Origin of the sequence: Pontibacter flavimaris, assembly GCF_001907195.1 — a bacterium.
Classification (GTDB): Bacteria; Bacteroidota; Bacteroidia; order Cytophagales; family Hymenobacteraceae; genus Pontibacter; species Pontibacter flavimaris.
In genome coordinates this window covers 43,087-66,147 of record NZ_LVWA01000010.1, presented here as the reverse complement: position 1 = coordinate 66,147, position 23,061 = coordinate 43,087, and the positions used below count along the sequence as shown (strand labels likewise).

General features: G+C 53.3%; 22 protein-coding genes. All 22 read left to right on the top strand.

Annotation, left to right across the window (positions count from 1 at the left end):
- Window positions 1–255: 255 nt before the first annotated feature.
- The 22 genes from A3841_RS15640 (at window position 256) to A3841_RS15530 (ending at window position 22,978) form a co-directional block, all read left to right on the top strand.
- Window positions 256–645 (top strand): hypothetical protein, encoded by a 390-nt coding sequence (locus A3841_RS15640; RefSeq protein WP_073853589.1) that lies wholly within the window; start codon window positions 256–258, stop codon window positions 643–645.
- A 383-nt stretch (window positions 646–1,028) separates the two neighbouring features.
- Window positions 1,029–1,469, top strand: coding sequence for a hypothetical protein (locus tag A3841_RS15635; RefSeq protein WP_235861438.1), 441 nt, complete (start codon window positions 1,029–1,031; stop codon window positions 1,467–1,469).
- Window positions 1,470–1,635: 166 nt separating this feature from the next.
- Window positions 1,636–2,595, top strand: a complete 960-nt coding sequence (locus A3841_RS15630) for an AAA family ATPase (protein WP_073853585.1) — start codon at window positions 1,636–1,638, stop codon at window positions 2,593–2,595.
- A gap of 560 nt (window positions 2,596–3,155) precedes the next feature.
- Entirely contained in the window at window positions 3,156–5,876 is a 2,721-nt protein-coding gene (locus tag A3841_RS15625; protein WP_073853583.1) for a TonB-dependent receptor, read from the top strand.
- A 69-nt stretch (window positions 5,877–5,945) separates the two neighbouring features.
- On the top strand, window positions 5,946–7,073 hold the full coding sequence (locus A3841_RS15620; RefSeq protein ID WP_073853581.1) for a hypothetical protein: 1,128 nt from the start codon (window positions 5,946–5,948) through the stop codon (window positions 7,071–7,073).
- A 520-nt stretch (window positions 7,074–7,593) separates the two neighbouring features.
- Window positions 7,594–8,748: a porin gene (locus A3841_RS15610; protein WP_235861437.1), complete on the top strand. Its 1,155-nt coding sequence runs from the start codon at window positions 7,594–7,596 to the stop codon at window positions 8,746–8,748.
- A 112-nt stretch (window positions 8,749–8,860) separates the two neighbouring features.
- Window positions 8,861–9,856, top strand: coding sequence for a PstS family phosphate ABC transporter substrate-binding protein (locus A3841_RS15605; protein ID WP_073853577.1), 996 nt, complete (start codon window positions 8,861–8,863; stop codon window positions 9,854–9,856).
- Between the two features lie 79 nt (window positions 9,857–9,935).
- Window positions 9,936–10,811, top strand: coding sequence for a phosphate ABC transporter permease subunit PstC (gene pstC, locus A3841_RS15600; RefSeq protein ID WP_073853573.1), 876 nt, complete (start codon window positions 9,936–9,938; stop codon window positions 10,809–10,811).
- Window positions 10,804–11,661, top strand: a complete 858-nt coding sequence (gene pstA, locus A3841_RS15595) for a phosphate ABC transporter permease PstA (RefSeq protein WP_073853571.1) — start codon at window positions 10,804–10,806, stop codon at window positions 11,659–11,661. Before pstC ends, pstA begins: the two co-directional genes overlap by 8 nt.
- A gap of 67 nt (window positions 11,662–11,728) precedes the next feature.
- A complete protein-coding gene (gene pstB / locus A3841_RS15590; RefSeq protein ID WP_073853568.1) occupies window positions 11,729–12,493 on the top strand; it encodes a phosphate ABC transporter ATP-binding protein PstB in 765 nt (254 codons plus the stop codon).
- A 58-nt stretch (window positions 12,494–12,551) separates the two neighbouring features.
- Window positions 12,552–13,241 (top strand): phosphate signaling complex protein PhoU, encoded by a 690-nt coding sequence (gene phoU / locus A3841_RS15585; protein ID WP_073853567.1) that lies wholly within the window; start codon window positions 12,552–12,554, stop codon window positions 13,239–13,241.
- Window positions 13,242–14,473: 1,232 nt separating this feature from the next.
- Window positions 14,474–15,139, top strand: coding sequence for a heme exporter protein CcmB (locus A3841_RS15580; protein ID WP_262502616.1), 666 nt, complete (start codon window positions 14,474–14,476; stop codon window positions 15,137–15,139).
- Between the two features lie 126 nt (window positions 15,140–15,265).
- A complete protein-coding gene (gene ccsA, locus A3841_RS15575; RefSeq protein ID WP_073853565.1) occupies window positions 15,266–15,931 on the top strand; it encodes a cytochrome c biogenesis protein CcsA in 666 nt (221 codons plus the stop codon).
- Complete coding sequence (locus A3841_RS15570; protein WP_073853563.1) at window positions 15,918–16,202, top strand: CcmD family protein; 285 nt, start codon at window positions 15,918–15,920, stop codon at window positions 16,200–16,202. The genes ccsA (A3841_RS15575) and A3841_RS15570 overlap by 14 nt, the downstream gene beginning before the upstream one ends.
- Window positions 16,203–16,314: 112 nt before the next feature.
- On the top strand, window positions 16,315–16,743 hold the full coding sequence (locus A3841_RS15565; protein WP_073853561.1) for a cytochrome c maturation protein CcmE domain-containing protein: 429 nt from the start codon (window positions 16,315–16,317) through the stop codon (window positions 16,741–16,743).
- 103 nt (window positions 16,744–16,846) lie between these two features.
- A complete protein-coding gene (gene ccsA / locus A3841_RS15560; RefSeq protein WP_073853559.1) occupies window positions 16,847–19,441 on the top strand; it encodes a cytochrome c biogenesis protein CcsA in 2,595 nt (864 codons plus the stop codon).
- Window positions 19,442–19,544: 103 nt separating this feature from the next.
- Window positions 19,545–20,324, top strand: coding sequence for a Rossmann-like and DUF2520 domain-containing protein (locus tag A3841_RS15555; protein WP_073853557.1), 780 nt, complete (start codon window positions 19,545–19,547; stop codon window positions 20,322–20,324).
- A 111-nt stretch (window positions 20,325–20,435) separates the two neighbouring features.
- Window positions 20,436–20,765, top strand: a complete 330-nt coding sequence (locus A3841_RS15550) for a 2Fe-2S iron-sulfur cluster-binding protein (protein ID WP_139307985.1) — start codon at window positions 20,436–20,438, stop codon at window positions 20,763–20,765.
- 74 nt (window positions 20,766–20,839) lie between these two features.
- Window positions 20,840–21,076, top strand: coding sequence for a Fe-S cluster assembly protein IscX (gene iscX / locus A3841_RS15545; RefSeq protein WP_073853555.1), 237 nt, complete (start codon window positions 20,840–20,842; stop codon window positions 21,074–21,076).
- A gap of 114 nt (window positions 21,077–21,190) precedes the next feature.
- A complete protein-coding gene (locus tag A3841_RS15540; RefSeq protein WP_073853553.1) occupies window positions 21,191–21,688 on the top strand; it encodes a KdsC family phosphatase in 498 nt (165 codons plus the stop codon).
- A 122-nt stretch (window positions 21,689–21,810) separates the two neighbouring features.
- On the top strand, window positions 21,811–22,005 hold the full coding sequence (locus tag A3841_RS15535; RefSeq protein ID WP_025608922.1) for a cold-shock protein: 195 nt from the start codon (window positions 21,811–21,813) through the stop codon (window positions 22,003–22,005).
- Between the two features lie 130 nt (window positions 22,006–22,135).
- Window positions 22,136–22,978: a geranylgeranylglycerol-phosphate geranylgeranyltransferase gene (locus tag A3841_RS15530; protein ID WP_073853551.1), complete on the top strand. Its 843-nt coding sequence runs from the start codon at window positions 22,136–22,138 to the stop codon at window positions 22,976–22,978.
- Window positions 22,979–23,061: the final 83 nt, after the last annotated feature.

The following is a 23,061-nucleotide window of genomic DNA, read 5'->3' as shown; positions in this document are numbered from 1 at the left end:
CGTTTTCGGGCATCTGTTCCCTTCTGCCATACTTCCCCGGAACCCGGCCCGATAAAATTTAGGCAACATGGCTAAAAGTGCGCCCGTAGGGATTGCAAATAAGGGGGCGAAGTACTAATTATGCACTTTGCTTTGTGTTCTGCTTCTGTTTTCTGCCCCTGTTCCGGCGTTCAGGGCCCGGACAAAAAGTAAAAACAGCCTGACACAAACAGCACTTTAACCCGTAACAACTAAAAAGCAACCTGATTATCAGCCATGAGAGACGATTTTGACTACGATGACGACTTCGCCTACAGCGATTTCGACGATGAGGATGAGGATGATGACTTCGGAATGACGTTTGAGGAAGATTTATACCTGATGATACGGGAAAAGCTCCGCGACACCATCCAGGAATACAAAGCCCAGCACCCGGCCCTGAAGAAGCTGGAGAGCGCCGTCAGCGCGTTTAAGGTGAACGCCAAGAACACGGACGACTCTAAGTTTTACCCTCTGGCGGCCAAACTGCTGAGCGAGCACATTAAGCCGCTTACGCAGGACTCAGAGGAGATTCAGGAGATCTATGACAACATGCAAACTGATATTGCCCGTTTCAAGAACCAGCGCGCGCATGGTTACGAGGGCGAACTATACCTGACGGATTAGACCCGCCAGCGACGCTTTTCTTGCCGCAGCCTGAACTGTTTCCGAATGGTTCAGGCTGTTTTTTTAACTCCCATACCACAATTCAGGACACATTTAAATAACCATATATAGCTGCTTATTAACAACTTATAAAAATCCTTTTCCGCTTTATCCGTATAATAGTCCAATACATAGGCATACATAGATTAAAAAATAATATATTTGCACCCTTATATTGATGCAACCCTTTAAAGGTTTTCGGAATCATACTGGTACGAAACTGAAAATTGAAAGCTGTGATACTTACATTGCTACGCAACCCGTTATCTACTAACAAACTTAATACTCCGGCGCAAATGGCGACAACGAAGCTACTAACTGGAGAGCAATACCTTATTCAGACTGTGGATAAGCGATTAGCCCTCACCACACACCGGCTGATACAGCAGCGGCACCCGCTATCGTGGCGCAGCAACAAGGCTGTCAGGCTCGAGGACATAGCTGCCTGGGAGGTAAAGCCCACCGGCTCTCAGCTGTACCTGGGCCTTAGCGTGCTCACTGCCCTGCTCGTATACTTTAATGAGTCATTCTTCATGCTGAGCGGCTTTTTCATAGCTCTCTTCTTCATGACCCGCAGCCAGAAAGTGCATGTGCTTACCGCGCAGGGCGAGTCGATGGTGCTGCCGCTGGATGTGGAGCAGAGACACATCAACAGCCTGATAGATATGGTAAGGCAGGCGCAGCAAACCCGCCTGGATAAGCTGGGACTGCAAAAGCCAGTGTACAGCAAGGCCAAAGCCACCGCTGCCGTGCAGGCCGAGCCAAGCACTATGGCCGCCGCCTAGCAGGGCCGTTCACCCTGAACCACCGAAGCACCCTGACAGGTGCTTTTTTTGTTTTACGCCCGCCACGGGCAATATACTGGCACTACAACCGTATTATCCCTATATTTAGGCGCCTTACTGCCGCCGCACCCGCGGGTGGCGGGGCGCTTCGATTTATACGGATAACGTGAACACATACCAACTCAAAATAAAACAGGTACTAAGCGAGGTAAGCAAGGTGGTGGTGGGCCAGTCGTACATGGTGAACCGCCTGCTGATAGGCCTTTTTACCGGTGGCCACATCCTGCTGGAGGGCGTGCCCGGCCTGGCCAAAACGCTTACCATCAACTCCCTGTCCAAGGCGCTGCACCTCGACTTCCAGCGCATCCAGTTTACCCCCGATCTGCTCCCCTCCGACCTGATCGGGACGATGATCTATAACCAGAACGCCTCCATGTTCGAGGTGAAGAAGGGGCCTATCTTCGCCAACCTCATACTTGCCGACGAGGTGAACCGCTCCCCGGCCAAGGTGCAGTCGGCGCTGCTGGAGGCCATGCAGGAGAAACAGGTCACCATCGGCGAGAATACCTACCAACTGGATCTGCCTTTCCTGGTGCTGGCCACCCAGAATCCCGTGGAGCACGAGGGAACTTACCCGCTGCCCGAGGCGCAGGTAGACCGCTTCATGATGAAAGTATACATTGACTATCCCCGCAAGGAGGACGAGCTGGAGATCATGCGCCGCATGGCCAACATGAGCTTTTCCGACACCGTGGCCAAGGTGCTTTCCAAGGAGGATATTTTCGCCATCCGCAACGAGATAAACCAGGTGCAGATCTCCGAGACGCTGGAGAAGTATATCATTGAACTGGTGTTTGCCTCCCGCCGCCCCGCCGAGTACGACCTGCTGGAGTTTGCCCCCTACATCCAGTTCGGGGTATCGCCAAGGGCAAGTATAGCCCTTAACCGCGCCGCCAAGGCCGTAGCCTACTTCGACGACCGCGACTACGTGCTGCCCGAGGACATAAAGGAGGTTGCTTATGATGTAATGAACCACCGCATCATCCTGAACTACGAGGCCGAGGCCGACGGTATCCGCACCAAGGATTTCATTGAGACTATCCTTCGGAAGGTGCCGATCAGCTAAGCCGGCTTAAAGACGCCTGCAAGCTTTCTCTCATATCCCTCATCTCCCGTTACCTTTGGCTGCAGCGGGAGATTTTTTATGAATCGTACCTTGTGGAAAGTATGTGGCGGGGGAATTTTAGAGCTGTACTTCCTGCGTAGCTGCTGGGGGAGACAGTGGCAAGTATAAAAAGAAACCCGCCCCTAAGGGGCGGGTTTTCGCAGGGCGGGTGACTAAGCTACCCTGCTGTGAGTTGCCACGATGTTTCTCACCCATACATGTGCAACCCATTTCCTAGGGAGGCAGGATTGATGCAGCAAAACTACACCTGCCATATTAGCTGTAGATTATTGCAGAATTACTATTTTGTTAAAACCCATCCGGCAGCCTCCTTCCAGACTCCTTCACAGCGACTCCTCCCTCCTGCCGTTGCCAAAGCCAGAGCAGAAAGACATTAATACCTTGATAGTCATTTAATTACAAGCAAATATCGACCTTTAGTAATAGAAACTTAACTCCCGAGTAATATTGAGGTAATACAGTCCTTCTACTTTTGTCGCAGCAATAAGACTACATATAAAATGCGACAGAATCTCACCACAGTTCTATTTTTCCTGTTATCCGCTTTCCTATCAGTGCATGCGCAGACTGGCAGCATACAGGGAGTCATCAAAGACGCCAGCAATGGCGAAGAATTGATTGGCGCTATTATCAGAGTGCAAGACACGGGGATGGGGGCACCTTCAGATGCCTTCGGTATTTTCCGGATCGACAACGTGCAGGAGGGCATTTATACTTTAGAAGTGAACAGCCTATCCTACACGCCCAAAACGATTACCAATATTATTGTAACGGCAGGTAAAACCACAACGCTTGACATAAAGCTGGAGCAAAACACGGCGCAGCTATCGGAAGTAACGATAACGGCAAAAGGAAACAGGGAAACCGAGCAAATCTTATTATTAGACCAGAAAAAAGCTGTTTTAGCTACCCAGGCTATTGGCGCACAGGAACTTTCCCGGAAAGGTGTTAGTGATGCCGAAGGCGCAGTTGCCAAGATCTCAGGCGTTTCGAAGCGTGATGGTGTAAAGAACGTCTTCGTCCGCGGCTTGGGCGACCGCTATAACACGACCACCCTGAACGGGTTTGCCATACCCTCTGAAGACCCTGAATTCAAGAACATATCCCTCGATTTTTTCACGAGCGACATGATTCAGTCGGTTGATGTGAACAAGGTATTCTCCGCGTCTATGAATGGCGATGTGGGGGGCGCGCTGATTAACATCAACTCCAAAGAACTTGTGGATGACAATGCCTTTCAGATCGGGATCTCAACCGGGATAAACAGCCAGGTGCCGGGCAGTAACTTTTACCTTCCTGAGGGAATGAGCAAATTTGGCTATGCTACGGCATCAGGCAATACGAAAAAAGGGCAGGAATCCCTAACTGACTATTCCTTTAAGAACTCGCTTGAGCCGGCACAGAAAAATCCCTTGTTAAACGGCGGCATCTCCTTTTCCGGCGGCAAGAAGTTTCTGGACAAGCACCGCTTTTATGTGATGGGCTCCATGGATAACAAGTACCATTACCAGGAAGGAGTTAGCCGATTGATTACGGCAACTAACCCTGAGACTCCTTTCCGCGATTTTAACTACCAACAATCCCTGCGCAGCGCCTCGCACATGCTGGCGGGCAACCTGGAGTTTAACCTGAACAACAGCCAACTGCGATACAATTCCCTATACCTGCATACAGCCACAGCTGCCGCCTACGACTTCTATGGCAAAGAAACAGAGCTGTTCCAGAAAGCAGATGAACATAACTCCGAAGGCCATACCAGGCGCTTGCAGGTGAATGACAACACAGCTTTTATTAACCAGCTCATCTGGGACGGAGGCTTATCGGATAGGATGACCTATAATGTAGGTGCTGCGGTAAACCATGTCATTGGGCAGGAGCCTGACCGCAGAGTCTTCATGTTGCCGTCTATCGGAAACGGCATGGTGGAACTGGGCGTGGGCGAAGGAAGAAACCAACGCTTCAACAGTAAATTAACAGAAACTGCCATCCTCCCTAAAGCCAATCTGCAATACGCGCTTTCGGCAGACCCGGAAGAACTATCCTACATCGAAGTTGGCTATAATGGCAAAGTAAGCTCCAAAGACTTCACAGCCCCCAATTACAACTTTATTTGGGATGAAACGCAAAGCGCTCTCCCCACTTTCAGATTAGATGATATCCGCCTCGACTCATACTTTAATCAGGAGAGTTTAGCCAAGGGCAATTTCCAGCTGGAACACTTCAATGATACCTACCATGTTGAATGGATTAATCATGGGGCCTATGTTGACCTGGTGCATCAGGTTGGAAACCAGCTGACTTTAAACGCAGGGGTAAGGGCAGATGATGTGTATATGAAGATTGATTATAACGTTAACCGTGGCGCAAATCAAGGCTCTAACGTGATGGACAAATTCTTTTTATCGCCAAGCTTTAACGCCAAATACGAACTCGACGATAAAAACCATATCAGAACAGGCATCAGCCGCACCTATACCCTGCCTCAGGATAAGGAGATATCGCCCTTCATTTACCAGGGAATCTTCGGAAAGGAAAGCGGTAACCCCAACCTGAAACCTTCCACCAATTACAACTTCGACCTCAAGTGGGACTATTACCCATCAATGGACGAGCAGCTATCGGTTAATGCGTTTTACAAGCACATTCTCAACCCGATTGCTCGGGTAGACCAGGGTAACTCGGCAGGCTTAGCAACCTATGACAACGTGTCGGACCATGCCGTGGCCGCCGGTGTGGAGGTAGAAGTGCGAAAATCGCTGCTAAACATTGCCGAGAAGCATCGTGTGAATGCCGGCCTGAATGCGTCCTACATCCACACGAAAATAGATAAGCTGCCCATCTTTTTTACTGGAACCTCTTCTACCCTGGAAGGCGCTGCACCCTACATCCTTAATGCGGACCTGACTTACAATCTGCTGACCGACAAAAATGTCAGCGTAACGTCGGCACTGGTGCTGAACTATGTGAGCGACAAAGTACACACCATCGGTACTCGTGGCTACAACAACCTGATTGAGGAAAGCATCACAACCCTGGACTTTGTTACCTCAATGGGACTTAACGAGCACCTTAAGCTCAATTTAAAAGCCAAAAACCTCTTAAACCCTGCCTATAAGCTCACCAGAGAAGGTGCCGGCTCCGATACAAATGCTCAGAGCATTACAATCGGCAGCTATAAAAGAGGTGTTCAATTTGACTTTGGCGTGACCTACCAGTTTTAACAATTAGTTAATAATCCGTTCATATTCAGTTGATATCTCATTCCTAATATTGTATAAACAATCAAGAAAATGAAAAAGACAATCCTTTACCTACTGATGATTCCGTTCGGGTTATTCTCATGCAAAGATGATGATGAATCAACACCAACCCCTGTTGTAAGCAATGAACTAAGCGGTGATATTTCCACGGAGGTAACACTTGATCCAAATATCGAATATAAATTAACAGGCTCTCTGCTTGTAGTGGAGGGCGGAAAACTCCGTATTCCGGCGGGCACCGTTATCAAAGCTGACAAGGGTTTCAACAAGTACATTCTTGTGGAGCAAGGTGGCCAGATCTTTGTGAACGGCACAGCCGATAAGCCGGTTAAAATAACGTCTGCTGCGGCTGATCCCAAGCAGGGCGACTGGGGTGGTTTGATCCTTAACGGTAAGGCAAGACTTTCCGGCCCGGCTGGCAAAGTTACTACCGGCACCACGGAAGTTAACCCGGCCGTAATCTATGGCGGCGATGTTGACAACGACAACTCGGGCGTAATCGAGTACCTCATCCTGGAGTATACCGGCGCAAAATCCTCCGCCGATATCGAGCACAACGGCCTAACGCTAAATGGCGTGGGAAGCGGCACAAAAATCGAGAACGTTTACATACCGTATGGTGCTGATGACGCTGTAGAGTTCTTTGGTGGTTCAGTAAATGTAAAGAACCTGATAGTGATAGATTCTGACGACGATATGTTTGATGTAACGCAGGGCTGGTCGGGCACACTGGATAACGCCTATGGTGTTTGGAAGGCCGGCTATACCAGTACAGAGTCTGACCCAAGAGGCGCTGAGCTTGACGGCAACCTGGATGGCAACACTCCTGGCGACGTGAACCAGTCTGATTTCATCTTCAAGAACATCACGATCGTGAACGAGTCTGCTTTTGAGATGCAGGACGCGGTGAAAGTACGTAGAGGCGCTAAAGCCCATATCACCAACCTGCTCATCAAAGGCGGTACCGCCACCGACCTGATCGACCTGACGGACGGCAAGGGCAATGGAAATGCCGGTACTGTTGTTGAGTATCACCACACCGGTGTGACGGTTAAAGGCCAGGAAGTTAAAAACCCCGACAACGCTACCATCACAGCTAACACTGCTAATACTGGCGCTGACACATCCGTATTCAGCTGGACTGGCTATAAGTTCTAACCGGATTTAATAACCATACTGAAGGCTGCCACAAATGTACATTTGTGGCAGCCTTTTTTTGCGTTAGGGTATAAGGTGGATCGCAACGACGCCCTGACCAGAACCTTCGCCAACGAGCGCCCCCGGGTAGCTTTTTCTATTGTACACCAAAGGGAATCCGCGGGCGCTATGAGGATCCAACCTACACAGGCCTATCAGGGGAGGGCCGAAAACGCCAGCCTCAAAAGCTTAACATTAGCTTAACATTGCGGTAAACCGGCAGTAACATTAATACACTTATTTTGCAGCGTAGTAACAGTGGCATGCGCCGCTCCTGACTAGAGCGAAGAAACCGTAGTGCTGATAGCCTGACTAACTACCGGCGCCACAAGCAACAGCTGCTACTACAGGTTTTCACTAGAATTGAAAGGTATACTTGCTTTATAAAGTATGCTGGCAAATTAAATCAGTACTACGAATTAGTTTTATTTCTCACCCAACTGAAAGTATCGTGTACAAAAAGCTAAGAAGCGCAATTGTTGTGGCTTTGGGGTGCCTCGGCATAGGCACCGCTCAGGCTCAGAGCGTTAATGATTCCAAGTTCGGCAAAGGCCTGCAATTCATTGCCGCCGACTCCTCCTTCAGCCTCAAATTGGGTGCCCGCTTCCAAACGCTCTACCAAGGCTCCACTACAAGTGGGTCGGGTGAGTGGAAAGACCGCCTCCTGATCCGCAGGGCCCGCCTGAAGCTTGAAGGCTTCGCCTACTCGCCTAAACTGGAGTATAAGATTGCGCTCGGCCTGAGCAACAACGACATCGGCAATGATAACCCGGAGATGTTTGACAACGCCAACAGCATTGTGTTAGACGCCGTGGCCAAGTGGCACTTCAGACCAAACTGGGAACTGTGGGTGGGGCAGACCAAGCTGCCCGGCAACCGCGAGCACATTGTCTCCTCCCATAAGATGCAGTTTGTGGACCGCAGCCTGCTGAACTCCCGCTTCAGCCTGGACCGCGAAGCGGGCCTGCAGCTACACCACACCCACCAGCTTGGCCAGATGGTTCTCCGCGAAAGCGCTGCGCTGTCTATGGGTGAGGGCCGCAACATAGCCGTCAACAACACCGGCGGGTACAGCTATACGGCACAGGCAGAAATCTTTCCGCTGGGTGAGTTTGAGGGCGGCGGGGCCTATGTGGGCAGCGACATTTACCGTGAGGAAAGCCCGAAGCTGGCTCTTGCCGCCGCCTACAACTTTAACGACGACACCAATCGCTCCCAAGGGCAGCTCGGTGATTTCCTGAGCGGGCAGCGTGACCTGCACACCATCTTTGTGGATGCCATGTTCAAGTACAGGGGCTTCTCCACGATGGCAGAGTTTGCCCGCCGCTCCGCTCCGGACGGCCCGGTGATAACCACGACCGAGGAGGGACAGGTAGACGAGACCTTCGTGACGGGCGACGCCTTCAATATACAGGCAGGATACCTTTTTAAGTCCGACTGGGAAGTGGCCGGGCGCTACACCACCTATAATCCGGAGCGGGAGACAAGCCTGCTGGCGCAGGAGCAGTACACGCTGGGGCTTTCCAAGTACATCGTGGGGCACAGCTTAAAGGTACAGAGCGACGTAACCCTGCAGGACTTTCCCGGCAGAGACAACGGCTACCAGTTCAGGCTGCAGCTGGAGGTGGCGCTGTAAAGCCCTGGCCATATCGCTTTCATAACTACTTACAAGGCATCCAAGTATAAAGCAAAAATTCATGGTGCCTGCTAACAGGATTTTAAACAACACTCTAACCAAACACTGGCTTATGTTAAAGTTAAAGCTTACCAACTTAAATGCTGCCGTACTTGTGGGGGCCACCGTGCTATTCAGCGCCTGCGGCGGTAACGCCGGGAGCGAAGGCGGTTCCGACCTTACGGGAAGTGTGCAGATAGACGGCTCTTCCACGGTATACCCTATAACAGAGGCCGTGGCGGAAGAGTACCGCGCCGAGGCACCTGACGTGAGAGTAACGGTGGGCGTGTCCGGCTCAGGCAGCGGCTTTAAGAAATTCTCCAGAGGCGAAATCGATATTACGAACGCATCCCGCCCGATCAATGACGAAGAGGCTAAAACAGCGGAGCAGAACGGCCTTGCATACCTGGAGATTCCGGTTGCCTACGATGGCCTGACGGTGGTGGTGCACCCTGAGAATGATTGGGTGAAAGAGATCACGGTGGCGGAGCTGAAGAAGATCTGGGAGCCGGCGGCACAAGGCAAGATCAAACGCTGGAACCAGATCCGTCCGGAGTGGCCTGACCAGGAGATTCACCTGTATGGCCCAGGCGTTGAGTCCGGAACCTATGACTACTTCACCGAGGCGATTGTGGGCAAGAGCCACTCAAGCCGCGGCGACTTTACCGCCAGCGAGGACGATAATGTGCTGGTACAGGGCGTGTCTACCGACAAGTATGCGCTTGGCTTCTTCGGCCTGGCCTATTATGAGGAGAACCAGGGCAAGCTAAAGGCTGTAGCCGTAGACGATGGGGACGACAGCAACGGCAAAGGCGCTATTGTGGCATCCCTGGAAACGGTGAAGGACGGTTCCTATGCCCCGCTTTCGCGCCCGCTGTTCATCTATGTACAGTCTAAGGCGGTGGAGCGCCCGGAGGTGGTGGACTTTGTGAACTTCTACCTGGAGAACGCCGCTGTGCTGTCCGAGGAGGTGGGTTACATTCCGCTGCCGGACGAGCTGTATAAAGAGCAGCAGCAGAAGTTCGAGCAGTTCGTATCCGGTAAGGGAGCGGCTACCGCCCAGCAGTAATCGTTAAACTGAATGAAACAACCCGGGTGTAGTGGCGTGTAAGCTGCTGCGCCCGGGTTACTTAAAATAAAGGTGCACCTTGAGAGTATCCGAAAAAATTATCGAGGGCCTGTTGTGGTTATCAGCTGTCATCACGGTTCTTGTTACCATAGGCATTATCTGGGTCTTGCTCTCGGAGTCCATCGGCTTCTTCAGGCAGGTATCCATTGTGGAGTTCCTCACGGAGAAAGAATGGACCCCGCTCTTTGCCAACAAGAAGTTCGGCATCATGCCCCTGGTAGCAGGCACCCTGCTCACCACCCTTATTGCCATCGCGGTGGCGCTGCCCCTGGGCCTAACCATCGCTATTTACCTGAACGAGTACGCCCACGCCCGCATGCGCCAGATCGTAAAGCCGCTGCTGGAGGTGCTGGCCACTATCCCAACGGTAGTGTACGGTTTCTTCGCCTTAACTGTGGTTACGCCCTTTCTGCAGCAGATCATACCCGGGATGGCCGGTTTCAACGCCCTGTCAGCCGGTATTGTGATGGGTATCATGATCATCCCGATGATTTCCTCACTAAGCGAGGACGCCATCAGCTCTGTGCCGCGCTCGCTGCGGGAGGCCGCCTACGGGATGGGCTCCACCAGGCTGCAGACTTCTTTCGGGGTGATGGTGCCGGCCGCCTCCTCGGGTATTATAGTGTCGGTTATACTTGCTATCTCCCGTGCCGTGGGCGAGACCATGATCGTGGCCATTGCCGCCGGCCAGCAGCCGCGCCTTACCATGAACCCGCTGGTGCCCATCGAGACCATCACCACCTACATTGTGCAGGTAAGTATGGGCGACGTGCCGCAGGGCTCGCTGGAGTATAAAACCATTTTCGCGGCGGGTATCACGCTGTTCATCTTCACGTTCGCGCTGAACAACCTCAGCTTCTGGATTAAAAAGAAATACCAGGAAAAGTATGACTAACTCTGAACGCAACAGGTTAAAGGACAAAGCCTTTCAGGTCTTCGGCATCTTCTGTACCTTTATAGGACTGGTGGTGCTGGGTATTTTCCTGATCGACATTATCATAGAAGGATCCAGACGCCTGGACTGGGACTTTTTAACGAGCCTGCCCTCGCGCAGGGCCAGCCGTGCCGGCATCCTGACGGCCTGGGTCGGCACTCTTTGGATTCTGGTGCTTACCACCCTGATAGCCCTGCCGCTGGGCGTGGCAGCCGGTTTATACTTAGAGGAGTATGGCAGGAAAGGCAGGTGGGCCAATTTCCTGGAGATAAACATTGCCAACCTGGCCGGGGTGCCGTCCATCATCTATGGCTTGCTGGGCCTGGAAATATTTGTGCGCCAGATGCGCCTGGGCAGCAGCCTGCTGGCGGGCGCGCTCACGCTGTCGCTGCTCATCCTCCCGATCATCATCGTGACGACGCGCGAGGCGATCAAGGCGGTGCCGCGCAGCATCCGCGACGGCTCCTACGCGCTGGGGGCCTCCAAGTGGCAGACGGTGTGGAACCAGGTACTGCCCGCTTCCTTTGGCAGCATCCTGACGGGCATCATCCTGGCCCTCTCCAGGGCAGTGGGCGAAACGGCGCCGCTGATCGTGATCGGGGCGCTGGCTTACGTGCCATTCACACCGAGCTCGCCGCTGGATGAGTTCACCGTGCTGCCCATCCAGATCTTTAACTGGACCTCCAGGCCACAGGCGGCCTTCCTGGAGAACGCCGCCGCCGCTATTATTGCACTGCTGGTCATCACTTTCCTGCTCAACGGCATTGCCGTGTACCTGCGCAACAGGCAGCAGCGTAAAATAAAGTGGTAAGGCAGCCCGAATCCATACTTTTACAGGGCGAGCCCTGTGCTTTTTACCCTTTGTATTGTTTTATAAAATGAGCAAGAAAAATGACAAGCTGGAGGCCTTAGACCTCAACGCATACTACGGGGACTTCCACGCGCTGAAGGGCATTAACATAGTCATGGAAGAGAAGGCCGTGACAGCCTTTATCGGTCCGTCGGGCTGTGGCAAGTCCACCTTTCTGCGCACCTTTAACCGCATGAACGACTACATCGACGGTTTCAGGGTGGACGGGCAGATCCTGCTGGACGGCCGTGACATTTACCAGAAAGATGTGCGCGTGGATGAGCTGCGGAAAGAGGTGGGCATGGTGTTCCAGAAGCCAAACCCCTTCCCGAAGAGTATTTTTGAGAACGTGGTGTACGGCCTGAAGATACAGGGCATCAAGAAGAAGTCGGTGCTGGAGGAGGCTGCCGAGCAGTCGTTGCGCCATGCCGCGCTCTGGGAGGAGGTAAAGGATAAGCTCGATAAATCCGCGCTGGCGCTCTCGGGCGGACAGCAGCAGCGTTTGTGCATCGCGCGCGCGCTGGCCATCTCTCCGTCGGTGCTGCTGATGGACGAGCCGGCGTCGGCCCTGGACCCCATCTCCACGGCAAAAATCGAGGAGCTGATCTACGACCTCAAGAACGACTACACCATTGTGATCGTGACGCACAACATGCAGCAGGCAGGCCGCGTAAGCGATCATACCGCCTTCTTTTACATGGGCGAGCTGGTGGAGTATAACAAGACCAAGACCATGTTCACCAGCCCGAAAGAGGAGCGCACCCAGAACTACATCACGGGCCGCTTTGGTTGATCAGGCCATACTTTGGTCCTTACACGTTCTAGATACTCACCCACAAAATAAGACTTAAATGGCACAATTTGATACAGAGTTAAAACGGCTCAAGACCAAGCTCCTGGAGATGTGGGACCTGGTGGAGTACCAGCTGCAGGCCGGGCGCGAGGCCATGCTGAATGCCGACGTGGAGTTGGCCAAACTGGTAATCAAGCGCGACCGCAAGGTAAACCAGTTCGACATTAAGATAGACCGCATGTGCGAGAACTTCTTCGCATTGTTTACGCCCGTGGCCGTGGACCTTCGCCTGGTGCTGGCCGTGCTCAAGATCAACTCGAACCTGGAGCGCCTGGGCGACACTGCCGAGGGGATTGCCCGCTTCGTGAAGAAGATGGGCTCGCCCGCCAACCCCGAGTTGTTGGAGCTCACGAACGTGGTGCAGATGTATGATGAGGCGCTGAAGATGCTGGCCGATTCCCGCACCGCCTTCCAGAACAACGACACCGCCCTGGCCAAGGCCATCATCAAGAGCGACAAAACGCTGAACAAGATCTACCGCAAGTCCGACGCCATCGTGACCAAGTTCATGGCAGAGAACCCGGACAGGATCACGGAGGCACTGGCCATACTTTCCATCATCAAAAAGCTGGAGCGCGTGGGCGACCAGGTAACCAACATTGCCGAGGAGATTATCTTCTACCGCGATGCCAAGGTGGTGAAGCACAAGTCAGACAAGAAAAAGAAGAAGAAAGAGGACGAGGATTAATTGCTGCTGGTTGGGTTGCGTCATTGCTGATTCGTCAGAATATAAAGTATAAACTCTGAAGCACGGGCCATGGCGGTTCGTGCTTTCTTGTTTGCCTAATGCATTCTATAAGGCCCCTACCCCAGGCAATGGCAGGGTAAGTGGAAGATGGGCGAGAGAGGGTTTATACTTTATAATCTAAGTAACGATGTTTGTGGAAGTATAAATTTATACCTGTCTTTTTACATGGTGCAAGTCTTCAGACTTGTATCCTACCATGGTGTCGGTTTTGCAACCCGACTGGCTTGAAAAGCCATACTTGTACTTGAGCCATACTTTTATACTTGCGCTGGCGCAAGCGTCCGCTTGTGCCTTTTTATACTTGCTGTTCCGGACATCCTTCTGCTGGCGCGAGTTTGCAACTCGTGTCCTACTATGATGTTGGGTTTGTAACCTGACTGGCTCGCAGAGCCATACTTTTATACTTGCCGGTTTATACTTCCCTGGCTGCTGCTTCCCGCAACCTCAACCAAGCTATACTTACTAGCAGCCGTTCATCCTCAGTTTTACTAAAGTGATTGTTTCATTTCCTGCTTTGGTGCCCTCCAGGCCGGGAGGCCTGGAGGGCATCGCGCTGGGAGCTTTTCCTTTGCTCCTGACGTCGCAATGCCTCACTAGCGTTCGGCACCGGAAAAACTCGCATAGGCGCTCTTTGTCGAGGGCCCCTACCCCCACCCAAAGGCTGGGAATCAGTCGATAGCCGCTGCTAATGCAACTTCAACCAGGTCCCCCTTTGAAGGGGGCAGGGGGATGTTAAGCGTGTGCAGGAGCTCCCTCCCCTGTTTTTAGGGGAGGGTTGGGGAGGGGTGAAACAGAACCAGGGATGGGTTTATACTTCTGTAGGGACAGGTCGCGACCTGTCCGCAACTTCAGCGATGCCACAAGTATAAGTATGAAAAGTATAAGTGGTTTTATACTCTGTCCTTTAGCAAATAGCCTTTCCCGATTGCTCTCCTCTGGGTAAGGATGGGGTAACCGCAACCTGGGTTTTATACTTCATACTTTGCCCCGAAAGGATGAAAAGAACGCTGGTTTTACTTTATACTTCCCAAACCTCCTCCACCAAAGTATAAAGTATGGCTTTGGCCTGCCCAATTTCAGGAGGCTTATACTTTACCAACCTTCTAAGTTTTTAACTCTGATTACTTTCTAACGATTTGTGCCTTACCTTTGCGGTAAAAGGAACAAACGTGCTGCTTAAAGAGATTTTATACCTGATACAAAAGGACCTGGTGCTGGAGTGGCGGCAGAAGTACGCCCTGAACGGTATGCTGCTGTACGTGGGCAGCGTGGTGTTTATCTGCTACCTCAGCTTCGGCATGCGCCCCAACATCCTGGTGCCCCCGGTCTGGAACGCCCTGCTCTGGATCATACTTCTGTTCGTGTCGGTAAACGCCATTGCCAAGAGCTTTATGCAGGAGAACCGTGGGCGGCTGCTGTACTTCTACTCCATCGTGAGCCCGCAGGGCATCATCCTGGCCAAGATCATCTACAACACGCTGCTCATGCTGCTGCTGGCCATCATCTGCTTTGTGTTCTACGGCTTTGTGCTGGGCAACCCGGTGGAGGACGTGCCGATGTTCCTGCTCTCCATCCTGCTGGGGGCCGTGGGTTTCTCCACCTCGCTCACCATGATCTCGAGCATCGCCAGCAAGGCCGCCAACAGCAGCACGCTCATGGCCATACTTAGTTTCCCGGTCATCGTGCCCATGCTGCTGATGCTCATTAAAATGTCGAAAAACGCCATGGATGGCCTCGACCGTAGCGCCAGCCTCGACGAACTGCTTACCCTGCTCGCCATAAACATGATCGTTGTCACTGTTTCTTATATCTTATTCCCGTACCTTTGGCGTTCGTAGTGAATCTGATACAGGAAGGCAGGGAAAAGCCGTGCCATACTTGTTCCGGCAGGAAACAGAACGAAATAAAAGATTAAAACGTCTAACGATAGAAGGCTGTAACCCCTGTATACTTTTTTGAAAGCAATGAAGAAGAATTGGTGGAAAATACTGGCGGTGGCGCTACTGGTTTACACGGTAGTGGCTGGTATGCTTACGGACGTGCCACGGCTGGCCATCCTCAACGAGACCATTCGCAACCTATACTTCCACGTGCCGATGTGGTTCGGCATGATCCTGATCCTGCTCACCTCGGTGGTTTACTCCATTTTGTACCTGCGCAACCCCAGCGTCAAGAACGACGTGATCGCCTATGAGGCGGCCAAGGTGGGGATACTTTTCGGCGTGCTGGGCATCGTAACGGGCATGGAGTGGGCCAAGTTTACCTGGGGCGAGTACTGGAGCAACGACCCGAAGCAGAACGCCTCGGCCATCGGCCTGCTCATCTACTTTGCCTACCTGGTGCTGCGCAGCTCCTTCAGCGAGCAGCAGCAGCGCGCCCGCATCAGCGCGGTGTACAACATTTTCGCCTTTGCGGCGCTTATCCCGCTTTTGTTTATACTTCCGCGCCTCACCGACTCGCTGCACCCCGGCAACGGTGGCAACCCCGGCTTTAACACCTACGACCTGGACAGCCGCCTGCGCATGGTATTCTACCCTGCCGTGCTGGGCTGGACGCTGCTGGGCTTCTGGATCATAAACGTGAAATCAAGACTGGAAATACTGAGACAACGCTTATATGAAACTGTTTAGAATACTGGCGGTCTGGTGCCTTTTCCTGCTGGCCGCCGCTGGGCTGCAGCCGGCACAGGCACAGCCGGGCCAAACAACCGAGGTTGAGTTCTCCTCCGCCCCGCAGACTGAGATAGAGATGGCCGATACCCTGCGCCGGGACGGCAAGATTTACGTGGTGGTGGTGGTGCTGCTCACCGTGCTGGTGGGCACAATCGCTTACCTGGTGTCGATCGACCGCAAGGTGGGCAGGCTGGAGAAGCAGCTGAAGGACGACCTGGTAAACAGGTAAAAAACGCACTTTTTACCCTGAAAAGGCAGTAAATAGTTATTGCGCGATGGATTTAAAACGATCTGTCGTGTGTTAGGCTAACAGAAAAAGGAATACCTATACTTCTACTAAGATGAAAAAGACACACATCATCGGGATTTTAGTGATTGCAGTCGCAATCGTTATCATCATGTCTTCGGTGGGCGACGCCAGCACCTACGTTTCTTTCGACGATGCCATTGAGCGCGCCGAGGATGGCGACATGACCAAGGTGCACGTGGTGGGCCGACTGAAAAAGGACGCCCAGGGCCATATTGTAGGCATGAACTACGACCCGCTGGTAGACCCGAACTACTTCACGTTCATGCTCGTGGACACCAACCGCGTGGAGCAGAAGGTGGTATACTTTAACCCCAAGCCGCAGGACTTCGAGCGCTCGGAGCAGGTGGTGATAACGGGCAACATACAAAACAATGTGTTCGTGGCCGACAAGATCCTGCTCAAGTGCCCGTCTAAGTACGTGGAGACCGAGATAAAAGACACCAACACGGCAAGCCTGTAGTTTAGTTAGAAAGTTAAAAGGTTAGAGAGTTAGAAAGTACAGCTCTTTAACCAAAGTTTTAACTTTCTAACCTTTTAACTTTTTAACTTTCTAACTTTCAAAGATGATTAATACGCTGATCGGGGATATTGGCCATACGAGTGTGATCGTGGCTTTTGTGGCGGCCATTGTGTCCTCTTACGCATACTTTATGGCGTCTCGTGCCAAGGTAGAGCTTTCCGGCGATGACAGCTGGCGCAAGATGGGCCGCTGGTCCTTCTATGTGCATAGCGTCGCTGTGATGATGATCATCTTCACGCTGTTCAACATCATCTACGAGCACCGATACGAGTATTACTACGCCTGGAGCCACTCCTCCAACCACCTGCCGGTGCATTACATGATCTCCAGCTTCTGGGAGGGCCAGGAGGGCTCGTTCCTGCTCTGGATTTTCTGGCACGTGGTGTTGGGTGTGGTGCTGATCAACAGCAGCAAGAAAAACAAAGTATGGGAAGCGCCGGTGATGGGCATGTTCTCCTTTGTGCAGCTGTTCCTGACCTCTATGATCCTCGGCATCGTGATCGGCGACCTGAAGATAGGCTCCTCCCCTTTCATCCTGATGCGCGACTTTATGCCGGACACCCCGGTGTTTGCCATGGACCCCAACTTTGTACCTGCCGACGGTACCGGCCTGAACCCGCTGCTCCAGAACATCTGGATGGTGATTCACCCGCCAACGCTGTTCTTGGGCTTTGCCGCCACGCTGGTGCCTTTCGCCTTCGCAATGGCCGGCCTCTGGAAAGGCAAGTTCCATGAGTGGATCAAGCCCGCCCTGCCATGGTCGCATTTCGCGGCGGTGTCGCTGGGTATCGGTACCGTGATGGGTGCTTACTGGGCCTACGTAACCCTGAACTTCGGTGGCTACTGGAACTGGGACCCGGTGGAGAACGCCGTGTATATCCCGTGGCTGGTGCTGGTAGGCGCTATCCACACCATGATTGCCTATAACCGGGGCAAGTCGGGCCTGAAGGCTTCCTTCATCCTGATCATCTCCTCGTTCATACTTATACTTTACGCCACCTTCCTGACCCGAAGCGGCATCCTGGGCAACGCCTCCGTGCACTCCTTCACCGACCTGGGCCTCTCCGGACAGCTGTTCACCTACCTGGCGGCTTTTGCCGTGCTGGCTATCGGCCTGCTACTTTACCGCTGGAAGAGCATCCCAACCTCCGACAAGGAACTGACAACCTACAGCGGCGAGTTCTGGGTGTTCATCGGCGCGATTGTGCTTTGCCTGGCAGCCTTCCAGGTGCTGTTCACCACGTCTATTCCGGTTTATAATTCTTTCTTAGGGTTTATCGGGATTGAGTCTAACGCGGCCCTGCCTGCCGACCAGATCGAGCACTACACCAAGTTCCAGTTGTGGGGCGGTGTGGCCATTGCCGTACTTACGGGCGTAGGCCAGCTGCTGTGGTGGCGCAAAGGCGAGAAAGGAAGCTTTGTGGATGCCATTACCCTGCCGAGCATGCTCACACTGCTGTTCGCCAGCCTCATCATCGTGCTCTCCAAAATGGGCATGCTGCACGAGACAATGGATAACCCGATATTCATTATATTACTGGTAGCCTCTTTGTTTGCCGTGTTTGCCAACATGAGCATCATCCTGAGCCTGCTGCACAAGAAGATTACGCTGTCTGGCGGCGCTGTGGCCCACATCGGCGTGGCCCTGATGCTGCTGGGCATCCTGTTCTCCTCGGGTTACGACAACATCATTTCACAAAACAACTCCGGCCTGGTGTACTCCCGTGAGTTCCCGGAAGAGATTAACCGCGACAACGTGCTGCTGTGGCGCAACACGGCTGTAGACATGGACAGGTATTCCGTAAGCTACCATGGCCAGTTCCAGGAAGTGATCGGGGTGCCGGGCTATGTGAACCGCGAGCTGCTGTGGCCAACCGCTGACCCGTACACGTCTATTGCCCGCGGCCAGATCAAAGTAGGCGATAAAGTATACTTTGAGACAGGTGATACCCTGGCCATGTACTCGCCGGAGAACACCTTCTACGAAGTGCAGTACAAGGAGCGCGAGGGCGACAGGACATTCACGCTTTACCCGCGCGCGCAGGTGAACCCGAACATGGGCCTGCTGGCCTCCCCGGACATCAAGCACTTCGCCAACATGGACCTGTACACGCACGTTTCCTCCATCCCGGACCCGAACGAGGAGAAAGACTGGGGCGATTTGCAGGAGTATGAACTGGCCGTGGGCGATACCATTATCCTGAACGATTATGTGGCGGTGTTTAACGGCGTGGAGCAGATAGCGCAGGTGCCTGGCGTCGCGCTGGAAGAGGGCGACGTGGCTGTGCAAGCGGACCTGAAGATCTACGGAGAGCGCAAGGACTACCATGCGCACCCGGTACTGATGGTGAAGAACCAGCTGATGGGCCGCGTGCCGGAGGAGATCGCAGACCTCGGACTGCGCCTCACTTTCCTGAACATTGACACAGAGAACAACAAATTCAAGATCGGCGTGAATACCTCGCAGAAGGACTACATCATCCTGAAAGCGGTGGAGAAGCCGTTTGTGAACATCCTCTGGATAGGCACGATCGTGATGTCAGTTGGCTTTGTGATGGCCATTGTGCGCCGCAAGGACGGTGGCGCCAAAGCCAGGCCAGCCGCTCCGAAAGAGAAAAGAAAAGTGCAGGCCGCCTAAGTGCCGCCTGAAGTATAGAAAAGCCCTTGCCTACACAGCAGGGGCTTTTTGTTTTACAGCCGATAGCCTTAACTTGCCGGCACCAGCAAAGTATAAACCAAGTATGAACATAGCCCTGATCGGAGCAGGAAACGTAGGATGGCACCTGGCGCAGGCGCTGCAGGCGGGTGGCCACACGGTAACGGCCGTCTATAGCCGCACCGCCGCACCGCGCGAGGAACTGACCCGCCTCCTGCCCCAGGCGCAGCCCATCAGCTCCCTGAACCTGCAAAGTATAAACGCGGAGGTGGTGTTGCTGGCCGTACCCGATGCAGCGCTTGCCGCTGTGGCCGCGGCGCTGCAGGTAAAGCCCGGGACGCTGGTGGCCCATACTTCCGGCTCGCAGCCGCTAGCCATACTTGCTGCCGTGGCAGGCGCCCGCACAGGCGTGTTTTACCCGCTGCAGACCTTCTCCAAAACCAAAGCGGTGGATTTCTGGCAGGTGCCCATACTTTTAGAAGCCACGGATGACGAAACACTGCAACAGCTGCAGGCACTCGCGCAAAGTATAAGTAACTCGGCGGAGGCTGTGGCATCGGGAGCACGGAAGCAGCTGCACCTGGCAGCGGTCTTCGCCTGCAACTTTACCAATCACCTGCTGGGCATCAGCCGGCAACTGCTGCAGGAGGCCAGCCTGCCGCACCACCTGCTGCAGCCCCTTATCCGGGAAACCATCGCCAAAGCCATGCAGCAGCACCCTTACACAGTGCAAACCGGTCCGGCTGTCCGCCACGACCAGAACGTGCTGGACGAGCACCTATACATGCTGCAGCGGCACCCTGAGCTGCAGGAGCTCTACCGGCTGCTCACGCAAAGTATACAGGCCACGGCGGCGGCGCAATAACCATTTACGCTTAAACCTGTTAAGCAGCAAAGGCAATGTATAAGCCCGGGCGTATACTTTGATTCGGTACGCTGGCTTTGTAACTTTGCACACTAGTATAAAGACACAGACATGAAAGTTGTAAATATAACATTTAAGTTTGCTGACGGCGCTCCGGATGAAACGCACCCGGCTGTGGAAGGCGAATCGGTGCTGGATGTGGCACTCAATAATGACATCAAACTACAGCATAACTGCGGCGGCGTGTGCGGCTGCAGCACCTGCCACGTATACATCGAGGCCGGTATGGACGACCTGCCGGAGATCTCGGACAAGGAGGAGGACTACATAGACCGCGCCGTGGACCCGCGCATCAACTCCCGCCTGGGCTGCCAGTGCGTGGTGCAGGGCAACGAGGACATTATCGTAACAATCCCGGAGCAGGACTTCCTGGGCCACTAATTCAATCAACAACTAACAAGTAACATTTATCAGCGATTGGTAAATGATAACTGACAACTGATACCTGAAAAAGTATGAGCTACGAGCCACCAATACACTGGAACGATCACGAGGACATCGCGATGGCGCTTTACGAGAAGTTCGGCGATGATTTCTCAGAGTCTAAGATTTACCGCATCCGCTTTACCGACCTGCTGGAGTGGGTGCTGTCGCTGCCTAACTTTGAGGGCACGCGCGAGCAGGCCAACGAGGGGCACCTGGAGCAGATCCAGTCGGCCTGGGTTTACGAGTGGCGCGACAACCAGGACTAAATCATACCTGCCCACGCACGTATAAATTCAAAAATTTCTATACTTTTAAAGGCCCTTTCAAAAGAAGGGGCCTTTTTCTTTTTGCTGACACCGGATCACCTATAACCTACACGTATGTCTATCACCCAAACAGACCTTAACAGCATCACCACGTTTATCTTTGATGTGGACGGCGTACTGACCGACGGCCTGCTCTACTGCTTTGCCGACGGCGAGCAGGTGCGCGCCTTTAACATAAAGGACGGGTTTGCCATCAAGCATGCCATCAGCCAGGGCTACCACGTGGCCATCATCTCGGGTAAGAACGAGCCGGGCGTGCGCCGCCGCCTGGAGCAGCTGGGCATCGAGGATATCTTTCTAGGGATAGAGGACAAGGTGGAGGCCATGGAGGATTACCTGTACATGCAGGGCGTGAACCCCGCCACCGTGGCCTACATGGGCGATGACATGCCCGACTACGAGGTGATGCAGCGCTGCGGCCTGCGCGCCTGCCCTGCCGACGCCGCCGACGACATCCAGGCCATCTCCACCTTCGTCTCCACCAAAAAAGGGGGCAGGGGGGCCGTGCGCGAGCTGATCGAAACCATCATGAAGGCGCAGGACAATTGGTAATTGAACTAAGGTTATACTATTTTCTAAATAAATAGAAGATTTTATTTAATACACTATTGGATATATAGAAAATAATTTTTAGTTTACCCACAGTTTAATTACCATCAACAGTTCAATTTTTTATGAAGACAGGAAAAGTAAAGTTCTTTATCGAGTCCAAAGGTTTCGGCTTTATCACTGAGGACGACACCAACGAAGATTTCTTTGTACACGTAACCGGCCTTAACGGTCTGCAGATCCAGCAGAACGACCGCGTTGAGTTCGACACGGTGGAAGGCAAAAAAGGAATCAATGCTGTAAACGTGAAGAAGTTCTAAACAGACATACTTTACATGCACAGGAAAAGCCCCTACTGCAGGGGCTTTTTTTGTTGCCCACTCACCACGCTGTCGTATTTTTACGGAAACAAGCCCAAACCCGCACCTGTTATACTTACCGCCACTGCCCGTGAGACACATCCTTGAACTGATACGTGCCCGCAACCTGGTAATGATCGTGCTGAGCCAGGCCCTGGTGCAGGCCTGCCTGCTGGCCCCGGGCCTGGAGTGGCACAGGCTGCAGGACGGCCGCTTCTGGCTACTGGTGCTCTCCACCGTCTGCATTGCCGCCGCCGGCTACATCATCAACGACTACTACGACGTGAAGATCGACGCCATCAACAAGCCCGGCCGCCTGCTGGTGGGCCGCCTCATACGCCGGCGCAGGGCCATGTTCGGCCACCTCATACTTTCCGGCGCTGGGGTATTGATGGGCCTGCTGCTTTCCATACCGGTGGCGCTGATAAACCTGGGGGCGGTGCTGCTGCTCTGGGGCTACTCGGCGCGGCTCAAGAAACTGCTGCTCATCGGCAACGTGGTGATCGCGCTGCTCTCGGCCTCTATGCTGCTGGTGGTGGCTGTGTACGCCGATCAGCTAAACCGCATCACGCTGGGCTACGCGCTGTTTGCCTTCCTTATCTCGCTCATCAGGGAGATCATCAAAGACATAGAGGACATGAAAGGCGATGCCTCGTTTGAGTGCCGCACCCTGCCCATTGTGGCCGGTATGCGTGGCGCCAAACTGGTGCTGTACCCGCTGGTGGCTGCTTTTCAGGCATTTGTAGTGGTCGTTATACTTCATCCGGCCTCTAACCGGATCTTTGAGGCCTACATGGTGCTGCTGGTGCTGCTTCCGAGCCTCTGGCTGGTGGCAAAGCTGGTGCGCGCCGACCGCAAGCGCGACTTCACCTACCTCAGCAACCTTAACAAGCTCATCATGCTCAGCGGCATCCTCTCGATGCTGCTGCTCTAAAGCAGGAAGCCGCTATAAAGTATAAAAAAGTATGGAGCATAAAAAAGCCCGGGCGCTAACCACGGGCTTCTTCACGTAACCAA

Coding starts and splice junctions, on each gene's coding strand:
- A3841_RS15640 (WP_073853589.1), top strand. CDS start 256: ATGAGAGACGATTTTGACTACGATGACGACTTCGCCTACAGCGATTTC.
- A3841_RS15625 (WP_073853583.1), top strand. CDS start 3,156: ATGCGACAGAATCTCACCACAGTTCTATTTTTCCTGTTATCCGCTTTC.
- A3841_RS15620 (WP_073853581.1), top strand. CDS start 5,946: ATGAAAAAGACAATCCTTTACCTACTGATGATTCCGTTCGGGTTATTC.
- A3841_RS15605 (WP_073853577.1), top strand. CDS start 8,861: ATGTTAAAGTTAAAGCTTACCAACTTAAATGCTGCCGTACTTGTGGGG.
- pstA (WP_073853571.1), top strand. CDS start 10,804: ATGACTAACTCTGAACGCAACAGGTTAAAGGACAAAGCCTTTCAGGTC.
- pstB (WP_073853568.1), top strand. CDS start 11,729: ATGAGCAAGAAAAATGACAAGCTGGAGGCCTTAGACCTCAACGCATAC.
- phoU (WP_073853567.1), top strand. CDS start 12,552: ATGGCACAATTTGATACAGAGTTAAAACGGCTCAAGACCAAGCTCCTG.
- ccsA (WP_073853565.1), top strand. CDS start 15,266: ATGAAGAAGAATTGGTGGAAAATACTGGCGGTGGCGCTACTGGTTTAC.
- A3841_RS15570 (WP_073853563.1), top strand. CDS start 15,918: ATGAAACTGTTTAGAATACTGGCGGTCTGGTGCCTTTTCCTGCTGGCC.
- A3841_RS15565 (WP_073853561.1), top strand. CDS start 16,315: ATGAAAAAGACACACATCATCGGGATTTTAGTGATTGCAGTCGCAATC.
- ccsA (WP_073853559.1), top strand. CDS start 16,847: ATGATTAATACGCTGATCGGGGATATTGGCCATACGAGTGTGATCGTG.
- A3841_RS15555 (WP_073853557.1), top strand. CDS start 19,545: ATGAACATAGCCCTGATCGGAGCAGGAAACGTAGGATGGCACCTGGCG.
- A3841_RS15550 (WP_139307985.1), top strand. CDS start 20,436: ATGAAAGTTGTAAATATAACATTTAAGTTTGCTGACGGCGCTCCGGAT.
- iscX (WP_073853555.1), top strand. CDS start 20,840: ATGAGCTACGAGCCACCAATACACTGGAACGATCACGAGGACATCGCG.
- A3841_RS15540 (WP_073853553.1), top strand. CDS start 21,191: ATGTCTATCACCCAAACAGACCTTAACAGCATCACCACGTTTATCTTT.
- A3841_RS15535 (WP_025608922.1), top strand. CDS start 21,811: ATGAAGACAGGAAAAGTAAAGTTCTTTATCGAGTCCAAAGGTTTCGGC.